This is a genomic window from Alteromonas naphthalenivorans (assembly GCF_000213655.1).
Classification (GTDB): domain Bacteria; phylum Pseudomonadota; class Gammaproteobacteria; order Enterobacterales; family Alteromonadaceae; genus Alteromonas; species Alteromonas naphthalenivorans.
This window is the reverse complement of record NC_015554.1, coordinates 3,801,485-3,817,709: the sequence shown is the minus strand read 5'-3', so window position 1 is coordinate 3,817,709 and position 16,225 is coordinate 3,801,485. Positions and strand designations below refer to the sequence as shown.

Here is a 16,225-nt window from a genome sequence, read left to right as displayed (position 1 = left end):
TTCAGCAACTGAGAGCTGACTAGTTTTGCGGAGCGGCTAACGCTTTTTAGTAAAGACTCGACATCTTTAGTTTAACAATTAATTGCGATACCACAGTTCTCTGGTGGCCGTTAAAAGGAAAGAGTTTGCATTAGGTGTAATTTTCATTAACGTAATTTTGTGCTGATTAACAAACAAGAGGGCAGCACAATGTCATTACTAAGTTACCAATTATTCGGACACTGCTCAGAAAGCAGTGAAGAAGCTAATACTTCAGCTCTTGATGAGAACGGGTATGATGCACCTGGCCTTAATGAAGCAACGGGATTACCGCTTTTACCTAGTGGGGTAAAAGGCTGTCCTGGGGTTATAGATATCGAAGGAAATCCACGAGGGATGAATATGTCAGACCACCTAGAAGTGGATACCACGCTCGATATTAGTTCTATAGATACTAATTTGGCTTGTGGATGTGATATCCATACTGATAACGACTGGATGACTGACACAACGTCTATAGAAAGTGGATTTGATGATTTTGGAATTAGCAACCTGTCAGGGTGTGACGGAGACTGGTAGATGACTGTATTTCAATTAGCCTTACTGGTGTTATTGCTGCTAGTGGCTTTGGCTACCTGGCTAATACCTTTTTTTGAATGGTTAATGAAAAAATGTATTAAGGGTGGCGATTAGTTTTCCTATCTTATGACTTCAAAAGCTTACCCAAATTATGCAATTTTATGTATTCGATAAAGAAGGGCTAATTCTAAGAGGGGGCATAAGTGTCCGCTCCCCTTTAAATAATACTGAAGTACGCAATTATGAACAGTGCTTCTATTTTTAAAGCTATTTTCTCAAAATTTAAAATTTGCGTTTTATGTCTGATAAAGTCACTATGTTAACTATTGAAATTAACTTCGAAGAGTAACTCCATGGCAAAGGCAAGGGTCGAAAACGCACCTAAGTTCAATTGGTCAGATGATTTTAAAGATATATCCCCGTTCCTCAGTGAATGTGATGCTACTGACAAAAAGGGGCGTTATCTGCACTGGTCGCAGTTTAAGTGGAGAGTTGAAAAAGAAAACGCTGAAAACTTATGGAAGGCCGTAAAATTTAAAAGGATGACTCAATATAAACAGATTGGGTTAAAAGACGAAAACGGTAACCCTTTCGTCTATTGTACTCCTCACTCAATGGAAGCTACTCTTTATCAATTAGTGAAAATTACTGGAGGCAACGTTGGTGTAGTCGCAGGCTCTACAGCAAGTGATAGTTTACAAAATAAGTTCTTAGTTTCGTCTCTTATAATGGAAGAAGCTATCACTAGTGCTCAGCTGGAAGGCGCATCAACTACAAGAGAAGTAGCAAAGAAAATGTTGGAGGAAGAAAGAGAACCAGTCGATGAAGATGAAAGAATGATTCTTAATAATTACCTCCTGCTTAAATATGCGGAACAAAAGAGTAAAGACGAGCTAACTTTGGATATGATTCTAGAGTTCCACAGAATCGCTACACAAGGAACAACGGAGAACAACGTTGTTCCTGGAGAATTTAGAGTTGAAAATGATATATTCATAGAGGACGGAGATGGAAATGTGGCACACCAACCCCCTGATTTCACGCTGATTGAAGAGCGGTTGAAGTTGTTGTGCGAATTCGCTAATCAAGATCACTCAGGTCAGGGAGGATGTGATTTTGTTCACCCTCTTATTAAGGCAATTGTGCTCCACTTTATGATTGGATACGAGCACCCATTTAGAGATGGCAATGGTAGAACAGCTAGAGCATTGTTTTATTGGTTTATGTTGAAGAGCGAATATAGATTGTTCAAATATATATCCATTAGTAAGCTCTTAAAGGAAAAGCCCAAGGAGTACGGGTTGTCATACATGTATACAGAAAAAGATGACAATGACTTAACATATTTCATTTACTATCAGCTAGATACTATCTATAAAGCATTCGGAGAGCTTGAAAATTACTTGGATAATAAAGTCTATGAATACAAAAAGATTTCTGAGTCATTAGAAAAAACAGCTTGGGGTAATGTACTCAATTTTATTCAGAAAGATTTGATAAAGAAAGCAGTTAAAGAGCCAGGAAGAATATTTACAATCAAAGAAGTTTCTAAGTCTTATTCAATCTCGGACAATACGTCTAGAAGTCACTTGAACAAACTTACCGAGCTTAGGCTTTTCCTGTCCACTAAAGACGGTAAAAAGACTATTTTTATAGCACCTTCAGATCTTTTGCAAAAGCTAAATTCAACAGCACCCTGATTATTTCAAATATAGGTGTTGGTTCAGATGAGACAAAATACACCAATAGTAGGGTCTTTGAGAACAATAAAAGTGTGACGATTTTTTGCCTTGTCACAGCATTTTGTCACAAGTTAGCGGCTCTACAGGCCGCAAAAATCAATAGATGCCATCATTGCTACATGGCCTGTAGGGATTGAAAATCCGCGTGTCCCTGGTTCGATCCCGGGTCGAGGCACCATTTATCAAGAAGCCCTGATCAGAAATGGTCGGGGCTTTTTTTGCAAAAACTTTTAAGAAGCCAAAAATTTAAGAGCTGTCATGCTGTTTTAAAATGTCGTGAAGTTTTAATTTTGATTTCTCAAGAATTTTAAGTGTCCTTTCTTTAACTGATCCTGCTAAAGATCTATTACTACCATCCTTGAACCGTATATTTAATACTTTAATTGATAATTCGGAGCTATTGTCCTGCTTCGAGATAAATTCTGGAAATTCATATGATATTTGACAGGAGCCGCTGCAATCATCGTAATCAAAGCTATAAGAGGCTTCTACTTGATATACCTTTATATATTCATGATATTTTTTTTGCCTAATGAAAACTGTCGAGTGAAGGTTTTTTCCCTGAAGACGTAAGTTGGTAATTTTCTCTTGCATCCACGATATATCGTCAGGGAGTGTTTGTGTTTCATCTGGACAGAACCCTAGGTCTCTAGTGTCCTTAAAGTAAAGCGCGTTTGAGGTTTGTTCTTTACTCAGCTTATTTAAAAATGTGACTCTGTTTATATTTGTGAAATCGTTAAATCTAATTTTCCTTATTGATTCATCATTATTAACAAAGCCAGCTGATTTGAGTCTATTAACCATCTCTTTAGATATGACCGAAGCAACTTCTTTTGTTTCAGGAGATGTATGGGATAAACTTATATTAATATCAAGCTCATCATCTATTTTACTAAATCGTACTTTACCTGAAAATTGCTTTGTATTTTTATCCCAACTTTTAGTAAGGTCGGTTCTCTCTATAATGAAGTCTAACTCAACTTCTCCTATATTGCTTACAAAGTTTGGTATACCAATGAGTTCATAGTTTGAAAATGGCTTTTTGATTAGCTCATGAATTTCTTCACTTGATGGTAATATAGATAGTAAATCTACTTCCGGTACATTACATCTTATAGTCTGCGTCAGAGCTTTAGGTTCTTCTTCAGTTTCACTTATAGTTTGATAGAGCTCCAACAATTCATTAGGCGTAATTCCCCTTGTTACTAAGTGTGGAATAGTCGTGGTTTTATCATCTTCACGAGTAAAAATGCCACGATTTCTTAAAATCCCTCTTAGCTCAGATTTGCTGATATTTCCGTCAGCTAAAAAATCTCGGAGAGCATCACCATATGGTAAAATATTTTTAGCTTTATCCATTTCATCGTCCTCTGAAGTCAGAGTTGTAAGAATTTACTTCAATGCTTAAATCTTTCTCTTCAGCTTGAACAATACCTCTGACTGTCTCTACAATATCTTCATGTTCGAGGGCATTGTAGTCAGGAAATAATAACTTAAAATTTTTAGTGAATTCTTGAGAAACATCACTGACAAAGTTCATTAACCGTTCTAAGTTTTCTTTCGAGAAATTATCTCTAATTACTACGCAAAAAATGACGCTTTTATCTTTTTCGCTGATTAATCGAAAAGGTAAAATGTCAGATGTTAAATACTCAACCGGTAACACTTTCCCATATTTTTTTAAATTTGTATCAGTGTAATTGGCTGCGGTAAAGGAATAGTGGAAGTTAAGTTCATGTTCTTTAAAACTATTCTTTAAGAAATTTATTGAATCATATATGAACGCAGCCCTTGAATTGTCAACTAGATATATTGCAGAAAACATCAGATTTTTATCAATCACCACATTAGCAACTTTACTAACGACATCCTGATATGAATCTCTATCATTAGTGAGCCAAAATAGTACCCCTACATCATTAGCTTTTTTAACTCCTCTGCCATTGTAATCAATGATTGTAGAATGTCTGACTTCGGATTTTGAATAGCACTCAACACAATGAGCAAGATCTTTGAAGTGCTCTTTGAATTTCGTATTGGGATGATTAGGATATGCTTTTGATGTGAATTTCACAGAACAACATACATTGTCTAAGGTGAAATCTTGTAGTTGAGAACGCGCAGAATAAAGTAGGTCCACACCGTGTGTAGTTCGAGCACTGCCTGTGCTCCTTTCGTGCTTTTGAGGAAGTTTACATTTTATTTCAACGCCGGGACGCAACCCAGTCCATCCGATTAAAGCTAGGAACTCCTTTACAAGAGCTTCTCCATGTTCGCCTACCTTCTTTGAAAATTCACCCATCGCACATCCTTTACTTTCGAGTCAGAATCTAACCCTAGAATAGAGCTAAGTTTATGCTAATTCAATGAAATGGTTAGCTATTTATAAATTTTCGGAATGCTGGCCTGTGAAAGAGCAAAATTAAACACTCGCTTGGCGGTTCACTTATTCAAAAACAGTAACCTTATACGGAGAAAGAGCAAACCAAAAATGCAGAAAGTTACCTTCCCATATCTGATAAATACCCAGCGCGATTTCTATCGGAAACAGGCCATGCAGGTTTTGAAATACACCTGCTTGAAAATCAAAGTCGAGGTCTTTTGCCAGTTCTGCAAACGGACCGATACCTACGTACGAAAAATAAATGATTTGCCTTAGGTGGTTGTTGTCTAACAAGATGATATTGAGAACAGCAACTAAACTATTTAAGTATTGCTTATATCACTCTGCAATTTAGTGGCGGGAGCTCATATTTCAATGGGTTGTTCATGATATGAGAGGTGTATAAAATCGTTGCAGGTTGCGTAAATGCCCTTCTTCATAATAGTGTTCTGAACGACGTAAAGCCATTGATTCGCATATGTAGGTGAGTAAAAATTGTAGACGTTGCTTGAATCGAACAGCCATACCGGATACTGACGATACAGGTGTTTCTGTATCGCCTTTTAGCTACCTTTACTCAATGCTGCTCAATCATTGTTCCAAGGTGGCAAATCGCAGGCAGTTTCAACTGAAATTCGTTTACGACTTTTGAGTTTCGATTTTTGCACCGAGCGGTCAATAGGTTCAATGTTTCTCTGCTCTCGCAGCCATTTCTTATAGGCAGCCTTTGCCTTAGCGTGCGTTGAATAACCTTTATGCTTACAATTAGAAAAAGCATGTACTTGCTTTTTAGCCTCTTCCCAAGATTTGTAGATACCTGGCTCTCGTCCTTTAAAAACAACATACGCTGCAAAATGAGCCACTCGTTTAGGTGGTACTATACTGTCTAAGTCTCTCGCCATTTCTTTCTCTCCGGTAGTGATAATAGTGACTTTTCTCTTACTGTTTACAGTTTTGGTTTTATAGCTATTTGTCTTTTGTGGTCTTAATTGTGAACACACCGAGTTCTTGCCAATAGTGCAAGAAGTTGCCTTCCCATATCTGATAAATGTCCCATGCAGTCTCAATAGGAAAAACGCCGAAAAGGTTCTGGAACACGCCAGCTTGGAAGTCAAAGTCCAGGTCTTTAGCAAGTTCGGCGTAGGGACCAATGCCAACATAGGTAAAATCTGTGATGTAACAGAAATGCCACGTGCCATTTTGTTTCTCTAGTCTTATCTCTACTGGATGAAACCCACCTTCTTCCGCCGAATAGTTCGGATCACGAAAATTAATTGTGACGCTACTACCGCTTACCTGATTTTGGAGTAAGAGTTCGGCGAGTGCAGCGGCAAATTGCTCAGAGACAGGCAAAGCCAATTGTTCGTATTGAATACGCATATTTAAGTCTTCTCAGTTAGGTAAAATTGAGTCTTGCAGACATGCTGTGTAGGCCAGCGGATACTAATTTAATGACATACAACCCATAGGAGTTTTTGCGTATGTCGTTTCAATTTTGTTTTTCAAATGTCCCTGTAACGCTCGATAGCCAGTTCAAAGGCGTGTTGGTAAAAGCTGCTCAAAAAGTGCCGGATGACACAGAACACTTTCGCCTCCTGATGCGATTGGCGGATGGAGAAAACGCCCTAAGTGACATGTTCTTGCTTAACGTAAGACAGGCAAAGCCGTTAACATTCATGATTGAATATGTGTTTTGTCTATCGGAAGCTGACAACGGCTTATCGGTGTGGGCATATCTGTCGAGCGCTGGCGGCATGGGATCACCGTTAGCCCTAAGTTACTGTAACCGTCCGCTAAGCCTTGAGGAGCTCATCCTATATTGGCAACAACAGGTGCTAGCTGATATCGCTGTAAATGATGTGGATATTGCAATGCATCCAGAAGCAGTAGATAAAGCCCTTCTGAGTGCTCAGCAACAAACGCAGCGTGTTGTGTTTTCAGAATGACGGATAGGACTGCGGCTATGGATGAATAGGTGCCGCAGTCTCCGATGTTATGCTTTGGTTTTGGTTGTTTTACTTGCGGCTGGTTTTTTGGGTACTACTGGTGCTAAAAGATGAGTGTCCAATTCTCCTTTTTCCGTTGCTTTGATGATGGTGTCGAGAACTTCTGGTAGCTTGTCTTTTTCACCGACATCAATAGCGGGTTTACCTAGTTGTAGCTCTATCGGTTTGTTGTTCACTTTGACCTCGAGATAGTAGTGACCATCGCTGTCGTAGTACCAAGGCCGTACATTAACTTGGCGGCGCTCTTTTTTGCGTTCACCGGTTTGCGGATCTTTCACAAGCTTTTCGCGATACGCCTCGAATGGCCGTTTTTCTATCATGCAACGTGCCATATCTTGCTGCTGCTCCAGCTTCTCAATAAGATTCATGCGTTTACCTACGACAGGAGCCTTGGGCTCGATTTTAGGACGAGCAGTAACCTTGAGCGAACTCAATACAGATGTAGTCATAATATTTACCTTTGATTAATGAGGGCGGATAAAGCCCATTAGGGTGTTGGGTTGTTTACGTTGATTTTCTTCTGCTAGCAGAGAAATGGCGGAAGCTAGGTGGTTTTTGTTATTTCTGAATTGTTTACGTCTGGCGAGAATAGCGAAATCACCAGGTGTCAACTGGGTTAGATGCGCGAGCTGCTGTTCTTCTTGTACCTTTAGCCTCTTAATTCCCGATATCTGTTTATATAGTCGGATAACTTGTTCCGGCTTCAAGTAACCACAATCCAGCTTAAAGTCAAAACGGCGCAGTACAGCCTTATCTAAGCGGCTATCAAAGTTGGTGGCAGCGAACAGCGGCTGCGTGAAGCATTCTATTTGAGTAAGAAGTTCGTTTACCAGTTGCAGTTCATAGTGTGCGGAAAGTGATTCTCGGCTGACAAGAAGACTGTCTACCTCATCAAGAAGAATGACTTTTCCCTCGTTGTGAGCACGATGGAACAGCTCCGCCACATTCTTCTCGCTTTCACCGACCCATTTGCTTAAGACGTCAGAACATTTAACGCGTATCAGGTTGCGCTGGTTAATCTCAGCCAGATAATGGGCAAAGGCGGTTTTACCGGTTCCTGGTGGACCAGACAGAAGTATCCGAGCCGGTTTGTTATGCTTCAGCGCATAACTGACCTCTTCTAGATAACTATTTGGTTGCTTTAAGTTAAGCAACGACACATCGAAATTTAACTCTGCCTGATAACGTAGCGTGTTATCCCAAAGCCCAGCGGCTTGTAATGTCGATTTCACTGTTTCACTAACAACGTTCTCTGCTTCTGTACGCGCTGTACCCATTGTTTTCGCCACATGTGCAGCATTAGCAATAATGGCCGGTGAAACGTTGTGTATTCGCGTTATATTGCGCGTAAACTGCGATGATAATGACAAGCCTCTAAAATACTGCTTGCACATTCGCTCTATGTCGCTTGGCCTTGGTGGTGGCACTTCTGTCGCTAACTTAAATCGGCGTATGAAGCTTGGTTCTAGGCAGTCGACGTGATTCGTGATCCAGATGCTCGGCACAGAATTGTCTTCCAGCAAACGTTGTAAGTGTTCTTTGCTGTACTGGTAACAAGCCTGTTCAAAAACGCTTTCACATTCATCCACTAACAGCACTGCTTTGGAGTTATTGGACAGCAAGCCGTTAATCATGGAGTGGTAACGTAGTCGCTCCTTGTCAGGATATTTAGAATCAAAATCGTCATTACCTTTGGTGTCAACTAGTGCCGTAGAACGAACTTCATAAAGCGTATATCCAGCGCTTTTGGCTAATGCGCGTGCTAGCTCTGTTTTACCGGTGCCTGAATCACCGTAGAACAACAAATTGATGCCGCGTTGCTGCTTAGTTAAAGCAGAAGTAAAATAGTTAGCTAACAATTGTGTGTCGACCTGCGGAAATGCATCCAAAGTAAATTGTGCAACCTTGCTCTCGTGCAGAAGTGGCGCGATAAGCTGTTGCTTGGTTTCAATCTTCTCTGTAAGCAGCTTCTGCAATAGGTAGTCAGGTAATTCGTTCCCCAACACGATAGATAAACTGGGTTTACTTAATATCCCTGCTCTAGCAAGCTGCTTCAACGTTTGCTCATATTCCACTGGCGTCAAATTCGTTGCATACTGCAATAATGTTTTTGTCGACACATCCTGCAACTGCGCTAACAGGTTGTCGCAGAAGTCAGTAAAATGTCGGTTCGCCTGGGTTAGAACAATATACTCCACCACACTCGCTGCGTTATGTGGCAGCACCAGTTCCTGTTGAACAGCGCGACAATTATATTGAAGAACTTTAGTTACCACAGGGTTTTTGTCAGTAATCGTAAGCAGCTTTTTTACAGCGCTTAACGAGTTACATTTTAGTGGCTTGCTCGCTAAGCGCCGTTCTCCACGTAGCGCCTGTACCGTGTTTTCGTCCAGTAGGTCTGCGTCAATTCGTTCAGCGTATTTAAGCAGTCGCTTAACCCATTCGCAGGCGAGGTAGTTTAGTTGGAAACGGTTACGCAATGCGCTAGCCATGCTCATTACTCCTGTCATCGTACTGAAGATTTACCGCTGCTTTCTTCATGACTTTCTCATGACGTTTGTCGTAGATAATCGTCGTTGCAATATCGGCATGACCTGCCATCTGGCGAACGGTATTCAAATCTACGTTCTGCTCCAGCAAGCGCGTGATGAAAGTGCGTCTTAAGTCATGGGGAGAAACACCTTCAATACCGTGTGAAGCCAATGTGCTGCGAATAAGTGAATAAATGAAGCTGGTTGAGAGAGGGCTATCCGGTTGAATATGTCCGCCTCTCGCAATACGTAAAAACAATGGTCCGCAGATTGACCCTCTTATTTGAACCCAATCCATGAGCAAATCGTTTGACCAGTGAGGTAAATATACGGTTCGGCTTTTATTGCCTTTTCCTTGCCTGATAAAAAGCGTCTGAAAATCCGGCGAATAATCTGCATACATAAGCGTTACCAATTCGCTTCTCCGAAGACCTGTACCGAGCAGTAACGCGAAAATAGCGTGGTCACGGATACCGATAAGCGAGTGGTTTTTACTGAGCGTAACAAACAGCTTCTCGACCTGCTTACTGGATAATGGTGTGCCTCTGTGGTTTCCATGCTTCACTTTGGTAATAGTTTGAAGCTGCAAAGCCTGCATTTCATCTGTGATACCTGATAACACAGCAACTTTCACAATATTGCGTATGGCCGTCATTGCTCTATTAATCGATCTTGCTGACCAGCCATTGCTTAGTAACATGGCCTTGATGCGACTAGCCTGTTGGTAATCAATTTTACAAAACATGGCTTCTCGGCCTTGCCTCGGCCAATCAAGTTGGTCGGCAATACTGTTAAGCTGAGACGCAATGGAACGCTGACTACTGGGCGCAAGACGGCCCAAGTACAGCGTGTAAGGACATGCTGTATCCATTAATTGCTCCGGATATGAATGAAATGAACTAAAAGTGGGGTATTTGCTTGAACAAGCTATTAATAAGCTAGCAGAGAATCTGTGGCAGGAATACGGCTGTTTTGTACCGAAATAGTGAAGGGAAAAGATTTAATAAATTTTTGCTTATAAGTGTTTTGCCTGATGCTACTAATACCAAGCGTCTTTCATTTTAATTATCACAGAGACCGTAATAATGAATTTAAGTAATAATTCGGCCAGCTCAATTGCCAAAAAATAACGGAGAACTTTGTATATCAACATAAAATTTTAGTATTTGCGAGAGCTATGTGTAAAACGTCATTATTCTACAAGAAAAGAAACTTTTCCGTCAGAAATAGGGCGCAATTCTTCTTTTACTCTTTTAATACTACCATCTTCAATCGGATTAATCACAGCAAAAACATATTCTTTTTCTGGATCAATGTCTGCACCTCTTACGTGAAGCGCTAGACGAGGAAGGCTTATTACGTGTTTATTATCAGCTGCACTTTCCATATAAGAAATGAATTCACGCAGGCTGATATTTTTATCACGAGGTAGCAGTTTATCTTTAAGAGAAAATAAGCTTTTCAATAAAGAGGCATCAACTATTTGATACTTTTCACCTAATAAGTTAACTAAGACACTTGTGTTTATCTCGTCAAATTCATCCGCTTTTATACTAAGATACTCTTGAGCCTTTTCTTGGATCGTTATTCTTGTCCTATCCTGCGAATATCTTTTACTCCTAATTCTTGATTTAAATCTTTCCCACGATTTCTTATTAAGGGAATCAATCCAATGTTTAACCGCATCGATATCAAATTTAGCCTCGTCTTTATCCGAATCTAAATAAGATAATTGTTCAGCAATATTTTCAACCGCAAGCTTATGATCTTTGTCATCAATGGTGATACTTGAACACTCGATAAGATCTTTACCATATGCGAGCCACTCATCCTTAGAAAGGTTATGTCGTCCCATCAGGTTATCAGCCTTGTCACGTACTTTGGTGAACAGACTACCGAGAATCAAAACCGTTTACCACTGCCGAGCGAAATTTTTTGCCAACCTCACGCCCCAATTTCCGTTAACCTCACGGTCAACTTTTCGTGAGAATCACACGTCGGGTTACTAGTGTAAATTAGCATTTTATGTGAGGCGCACGAAAAATACCTGAGAATGTAAGTGACCACTTACACGAGAGGCGAGATAAAATATAACAAAGTAGGTATCTTTGGGAAATATTGGTAAAAACTGCTAATTGAGCATATTTAAGGCTAAGAAACGCATAAAGATACCTTTTTTTTGGTATTTTTATTTTTATGCTAAATCCCATCAGAATACTAATTTACTTTATACGCGCATACACGCACGTCTATCAGTATTCATTAACATTATTAACTATATAACTTATATGACTAACAACAATAGAAGTAACACCCCGTCGTCAACAAAGATAACAGCCAGTCGTAAACAGTGTAAGCTAGAGGAAGAGGTCAGCAGTCAGCTCAGGATTCTTAAATCGGATAAGGAGCTAATGACCAATTTTTATGCGGCAGTAGATATAACCACTAAGAAAAAAGCGCTGGAAGATATTTTAGCTGATGAGGGATTTATCTGTCGACAAGCTGATCTAATATTTCGCTATATTGACGGGGTTTGGTTGAAATTAGATTTTGATAAAATTGTTTTAGGCTTTGACATCAGCAAGAGCAAGGCTAAAGAAATCACCTTCATGTTTGGAGAAAATTTCAGATTGGATAAAATTTGGAATATAAGTATTTTAAAGGGTAACAAAAAGGGGACTGTACATAAATATTACAAAAACTCTTTTATTGCTAAAGCTGAGAATAAAGATAAAATCCATATTTCAGTTGGCGCTAAAAATATATCAAGTAAATACAGGAATATTAGAATAGAATTCACTCCGTCCTATTTTAGTAACAAGATGATTAAAAAGTTCTTTAAATCCTTATTTAGGGTATTTGGTGATGAAAGAGAAAAAGCTATTAAAAACTCTATTATCACTAGGATGGATATTGGAATCCAACTTCACAATATTTTTTCTTCTTTAGTAACTATTGTACCGCAAGGAAAAAGCACTTTTTTTAGCTGGGAATATGGCGGTCAGAAAATGTCGCTTGCACAAGGGTTGTACGATGAAATGAAAGGCAATGGTTTCAAAATTTTGAACGTAATCTATTGTCCAGTTTCGAACTATTTACATAAGCTATATAAGAAGAACCGCTATTCTATAGATGAAGCGAAATCATGCCTATCATCGATTGTTCCTGCAACGAGGATTGAGTCTAGGTATCATTATGAAAAATCTACAACGGCTATTAGCTATTCTGTAAATAAAATGAGGGATGTTCCGTTCGGTTTACCTGATATAAATATCATCACACCAGAGACGTTCCGACAGCTTTCTCTCAAGGAGCGTTTAATTTTGGCAACAACTAAAGATTTTAACTCACAGGGGTTGCCTAACATAGAGCCGATAACATTGCCAAAAGAAAAACTTGTCGCTGAATATAATAGATTAGTAAATGGTTTTATGACCATTCTTGAACTGTAGCCGTCCATAAACGCCCTCTGTAATTTTTACAAACGTAGAGGCCGCTAACTATCAGGAAATGCCTGCTGTGCCGACGACTAATAGTTATGTCCCTATACACCGAGCGAAACTGCTTAGTTGCTTCACAATCAATCGCAAAGAGGTAGAACTATATTAGTCAAAACGTAGGGTAATTGCTCGTCTATTAATGTCGGTCGCTTTCACGAAGCTACTGTCATCTAATTCAATTCCTGGTATTGGCTTTACTGAAAAACCGTAGATCTCAATGTTGTTATAAGCGAGATAAGCATCATCTGGTAAACGGTTACCGGCAGCACGTAATTTTAGAAAGTTTTTGAAGTTCATATGGGTTCAGTTTTTTCTAAGTGGTAAAGCCTATGATATTGAAGTTAGCTTCTTCTGAAAGCTGTCTATGGGGACAGCTTTCACAGTTGATGGTATTGCTTACTTCCTCGGTGTGGCCGCGTCATGATAAAGGATTAACACTTAATCCGTGGGATATCCCGCCAGTTCGTCGTAGACGATTTCGATAGAAATTCTCTTCGCATGGCAAATTTCTGCTCTATTCCTTGCGCTGCAAAATGGAGGGTCGAGCGTCCGTAACGTGAATTGATTTTATCGAGACAGGCCATGAGTGCTGGGCTGTCTGTAGAGGGAGTAAATAAATCCCCCTGATTGAAAACAGCGCTTTTAATATCCACCAATCCCACTCCGCATTTATAGTATCTGACGCCAGCGCAATATATCTTTTCCAGTACAGCAGAGGTGGCAGCAATGATATTGCGTGTGTCTGACGTAGGTACAGCGAAACTGTGCAGAAGAGACTTGCGATAGTATGGCGCGGCATCATGTGGCGAGGACGACGCAAAAATTGTCATTGCGCCTGCTACACAGCGTTGTTTCCTTAACTTTACCGCCGCAATTTCAGCATGTTTCGCCAGCGCAAATTTTAGCTGGTTTTTATCAGTAATCCGCTGGCCGAAACTGCGTGTGCTATAAATTTCCTTCTTGTCCGCACGCGACTCATCCCACGTCAGTCTGACTTCGCCATTCAGTTCTCTTACCGTATTTTCCACCGTAATACTAAAATGCTTTCGCATCTGCTGAGGCGGCTGCTTTGAAAGCTGCATTGCCGTGTTAATGTTCATGAGGTTGAGTCGGTTCCCCAGACGCTTTCCGATACCCCAGACATCCGTCACCTCCATTTTCGGTAGTACATTTTGTCGTGACTGGAGGCAATTTAACACAGCCACACCTTCGAAGCCGGACAACTTTTTTGCTGCGTGGTTTGCCGCTTTTGCCAGCGTCGGTGTTGTACCAAAACCGACGCCTACCGGCAGGCATACTTCTTTCCATACAGTGCGCCTGATTTTTTCTCCCAGCTCCCACCAGTACGCGTCATCTGCATCAAAATCATAATGCAGAAAACACTCGTCGATGGAGTAGACGTGCATATTGGGAGCAAATCGCGAGCACGTATCCATCAGGCGCTGGCTAAGGTCGGCGTACAGACTATAGTTGCTGCTCCTTACTACCACTCCAGCTTTTCGTGCACTGTCTGCTATCTGGAAGAAAGGGACAAACTTTTTAAACCCCATTCTTTTGGCTGTAGGGCATACAGCGACTACGCAGCCATCATTGTTAGATAGTACGATGACAGGTTTACGGCGGATTTCAGGATAAAATACCTTTTCGCATGAGGCATACATACTGACAGCATCGACAAGCGCAAACATTACAGTAATCTCGTAATTTTCTTATGCAGACGAATGGAGCGAATTACCACACCTTCTACGCGAAAATCGTCATCTTCTCCTAATACATGAGGTGTCGCATTTTCAGCAGATGACAATAATTGCCTTTGATGCTTATCTAAACGTTTACAGATAAACTCTCCGTTTAAAGAGGCGACAATAACTGTCATATGGGACACTTCTTCAGCACGTGACACTATTAATAAATCACCGTCAAAAATGCCGTCACCCATCATTGACTCACCCTGGGCGAAACCGATAAATGTCGCACTTTTATGATCGATTAACAGCTCATCCAAACTTAATTCCAGCTCAACATATTCAACGGCTGGCGATTCAAAGCCCACTATTCCGGCTTGTGCTTTTAGCGGTATAAACTTCATAAAAATACCTGCAAATACTGTCTATATGTACAGTATGTTATGCAAGCTTTTGTCGGTTGTACAGCGAGATTTATTCGTCAATAATGCAGTTAAGAGTTGCAAAAACGCTGGAGGAAAAAATGTGTGGTTTTATTCAACGAGTTACCGATTCGCCAGCTGTTATTGCGCTGTTAGAACAAATTGGACTAGGTGATGTTGTTCCTTCGTTTCAGCAGGAAAAAGAGGGAATACTGAATTTTTATCCTGCCTTTGGAAAAAATCCTGACCGACAGATTAAGAATGTCATCATCAGCCCGAACAAAACAGTTAATGCTACCTGGTGGTATGACTGCCAGGAAAGCGGTGACAGTCTCAACGTGGGAAGAAGAACCACTTTCAATGCGAGAGACCTGGATAGTCCTTACTGGAAAAGCGCGGTGAAACATTGTCGGGCATTGGTGATTGCGACAGCACTGGGTGAATCGAAACAAGTTCAAAAGAAAAAAGAGCACTATTTAATGGAGGCGGATTCAGCAGTGTTAATCGGAGCCGTATACAGAGAGTTCAGCAACGGCCTTTATTCGACTGCTGTCATTACCCGTCCGCCTCATCCAGCATTTAAAAAATACCATGAGCAATCTATCCCCTGTTTTCTTCCTCACGACAAACAATTTATTTCAGCATGGTTATCCGGTGCAGATGACGCTGCTGTAAAGGCAGAACTCAATAATCCGAAGATTCACACTGGCTTCACAGTGACAAAAGTGAAAACCTTTAAGGGAGGCGTGGCGTTAAGCGAGTCGGAGAGGCTTTCAGCTAATAGGCAGCAATGAGCGATAAACGGACATGTAGCGACTTATCTGATAGGGTTAATCCACTAGCAAAAATTCAAGACCATCTACACATAAAGACTAATGAGAAAGAGCTGACACTTGAGCTGCGCGAGATTAACCAAAGCGGGCGAGTGAAGCTATTAAAAATAGTGCTACTTAACATAGTTTTGTGGACGGCTACGTTCGTTGGTTATGGCTATTTACCTGAGCTTTTTTCTCTTGGTTCGAAAGCATCCTCAAAAATTATCGCTTTTATTGGTATGATGCCTGTTTTTGCTTTGGTGTACTCGATCTTCATTGGTATTAAAGAGCAACGAATCTTTTACGCTGATAGTGATGGAATCAGGTTTGGAGGTCAAATTTCAGGCTTTGCATACAAATCATGGAAGGAAGTTACTAAGTTCCAATTAGGTAAAAGACAACAGTTGATTGCGATAGGTGACGTAGGTAGTAAAAATGCGATCGAAATCTCTCTACATCGGTTTGGAATGGGAAACGCTGACCGCAATTTATTGATGATGATAGCTGAAAAACATTTATCAAAAAATTTCCCCGAAGTTTTTCAATCCCGATAAGCATTGTCTTTATTCTTAATCTATTCGAC

Annotated in this window: 18 protein-coding genes; 6 read left to right on the top strand and 12 right to left on the bottom strand. The window is 40.4% G+C overall.

Going from position 1 to position 16,225, the window contains the following annotated elements:
• Positions 1 to 189: 189 nt before the first annotated feature.
• Entirely contained in the window at positions 190 to 558 is a 369-nt protein-coding gene (locus AMBT_RS16635; RefSeq protein WP_013785809.1) for a hypothetical protein, read from the top strand.
• A 353-nt stretch (positions 559 to 911) separates the two neighbouring features.
• Positions 912 to 2,258: a Fic family protein gene (locus AMBT_RS16630; RefSeq protein ID WP_013785807.1), complete on the top strand. Its 1,347-nt coding sequence runs from the start codon at positions 912 to 914 to the stop codon at positions 2,256 to 2,258.
• A 288-nt stretch (positions 2,259 to 2,546) separates the two neighbouring features.
• On the opposite strand, the gene gapS4b is transcribed toward AMBT_RS16630, so the two are convergent.
• From gapS4b to AMBT_RS16605, 5 genes are all read right to left on the bottom strand, one after another.
• Positions 2,547 to 3,659, bottom strand: a complete 1,113-nt coding sequence (gapS4b, locus tag AMBT_RS16625) for a GapS4b family protein (RefSeq protein ID WP_013785806.1) — start codon at positions 3,657 to 3,659, stop codon at positions 2,547 to 2,549.
• A 1-nt stretch (position 3,660) separates the two neighbouring features.
• On the bottom strand, positions 3,661 to 4,602 hold the full coding sequence (gapS4a, locus tag AMBT_RS16620) for a GapS4a family protein (protein ID WP_013785805.1): 942 nt from the start codon (positions 4,600 to 4,602) through the stop codon (positions 3,661 to 3,663).
• A 144-nt stretch (positions 4,603 to 4,746) separates the two neighbouring features.
• The gene (locus tag AMBT_RS16615; protein WP_013785804.1) at positions 4,747 to 4,977 is read right to left on the bottom strand and encodes a DUF2787 family protein; all 231 of its coding nucleotides are present in this window, start codon (positions 4,975 to 4,977) and stop codon (positions 4,747 to 4,749) included.
• A gap of 293 nt (positions 4,978 to 5,270) precedes the next feature.
• Complete coding sequence (locus AMBT_RS16610) at positions 5,271 to 5,585, bottom strand: RNase H1/viroplasmin domain-containing protein (protein WP_013785803.1); 315 nt, start codon at positions 5,583 to 5,585, stop codon at positions 5,271 to 5,273.
• Between the two features lie 64 nt (positions 5,586 to 5,649).
• Positions 5,650 to 6,063 (bottom strand): DUF2787 family protein, encoded by a 414-nt coding sequence (locus AMBT_RS16605; protein ID WP_013785802.1) that lies wholly within the window; start codon positions 6,061 to 6,063, stop codon positions 5,650 to 5,652.
• A 101-nt stretch (positions 6,064 to 6,164) separates the two neighbouring features.
• Here AMBT_RS16605 and AMBT_RS16600 point away from each other — a divergent pair, with 101 nt between their 5' ends.
• Positions 6,165 to 6,629 carry a hypothetical protein gene (locus tag AMBT_RS16600; protein WP_013785801.1) on the top strand — a complete coding sequence of 155 codons (465 nt, stop codon included), beginning with the start codon at positions 6,165 to 6,167 and terminating at the stop codon, positions 6,627 to 6,629.
• Positions 6,630 to 6,676: 47 nt separating this feature from the next.
• Here AMBT_RS16600 and AMBT_RS16595 read toward each other — a convergent pair whose 3' ends face one another.
• From AMBT_RS16595 to AMBT_RS16580, 4 genes are all read right to left on the bottom strand, one after another.
• Complete coding sequence (locus tag AMBT_RS16595; protein WP_013785800.1) at positions 6,677 to 7,138, bottom strand: DUF6641 family protein; 462 nt, start codon at positions 7,136 to 7,138, stop codon at positions 6,677 to 6,679.
• A gap of 15 nt (positions 7,139 to 7,153) precedes the next feature.
• A complete protein-coding gene (locus tag AMBT_RS16590; protein ID WP_013785799.1) occupies positions 7,154 to 9,181 on the bottom strand; it encodes an AAA family ATPase in 2,028 nt (675 codons plus the stop codon).
• A complete protein-coding gene (locus tag AMBT_RS16585; protein WP_013785798.1) occupies positions 9,174 to 10,091 on the bottom strand; it encodes a tyrosine-type recombinase/integrase in 918 nt (305 codons plus the stop codon). Before AMBT_RS16585 ends, AMBT_RS16590 begins: the two co-directional genes overlap by 8 nt.
• 321 nt (positions 10,092 to 10,412) lie before the next feature.
• Positions 10,413 to 11,075 carry a hypothetical protein gene (locus tag AMBT_RS16580; protein WP_013785797.1) on the bottom strand — a complete coding sequence of 221 codons (663 nt, stop codon included), beginning with the start codon at positions 11,073 to 11,075 and terminating at the stop codon, positions 10,413 to 10,415.
• Between the two features lie 556 nt (positions 11,076 to 11,631).
• Here AMBT_RS16580 and AMBT_RS16575 point away from each other — a divergent pair.
• Positions 11,632 to 12,672, top strand: coding sequence for a hypothetical protein (locus AMBT_RS16575; RefSeq protein WP_148259119.1), 1,041 nt, complete (start codon positions 11,632 to 11,634; stop codon positions 12,670 to 12,672).
• Positions 12,673 to 12,825: 153 nt separating this feature from the next.
• Here AMBT_RS16575 and AMBT_RS16570 read toward each other — a convergent pair whose 3' ends face one another.
• The 3 genes from AMBT_RS16570 to AMBT_RS16560 form a co-directional block, all read right to left on the bottom strand.
• On the bottom strand, positions 12,826 to 13,017 hold the full coding sequence (locus AMBT_RS16570; RefSeq protein ID WP_013785795.1) for a hypothetical protein: 192 nt from the start codon (positions 13,015 to 13,017) through the stop codon (positions 12,826 to 12,828).
• A 134-nt stretch (positions 13,018 to 13,151) separates the two neighbouring features.
• The gene (locus tag AMBT_RS16565) at positions 13,152 to 14,408 is read right to left on the bottom strand and encodes a Y-family DNA polymerase (protein WP_013785794.1); all 1,257 of its coding nucleotides are present in this window, start codon (positions 14,406 to 14,408) and stop codon (positions 13,152 to 13,154) included.
• Positions 14,408 to 14,809 carry a LexA family protein gene (locus tag AMBT_RS16560; protein ID WP_013785793.1) on the bottom strand — a complete coding sequence of 134 codons (402 nt, stop codon included), beginning with the start codon at positions 14,807 to 14,809 and terminating at the stop codon, positions 14,408 to 14,410. The genes AMBT_RS16565 and AMBT_RS16560 overlap by 1 nt, the downstream gene beginning before the upstream one ends.
• 83 nt (positions 14,810 to 14,892) lie before the next feature.
• On the opposite strand from AMBT_RS16560, the gene AMBT_RS16555 reads away from it, so the two are divergent.
• The gene (locus tag AMBT_RS16555) at positions 14,893 to 15,621 is read left to right on the top strand and encodes an SOS response-associated peptidase family protein (protein WP_232363151.1); all 729 of its coding nucleotides are present in this window, start codon (positions 14,893 to 14,895) and stop codon (positions 15,619 to 15,621) included.
• The gene (locus AMBT_RS21990) at positions 15,618 to 16,196 is read left to right on the top strand and encodes a hypothetical protein (protein WP_013785791.1); all 579 of its coding nucleotides are present in this window, start codon (positions 15,618 to 15,620) and stop codon (positions 16,194 to 16,196) included. The genes AMBT_RS16555 and AMBT_RS21990 overlap by 4 nt, the downstream gene beginning before the upstream one ends.
• Positions 16,197 to 16,225: the final 29 nt, after the last annotated feature.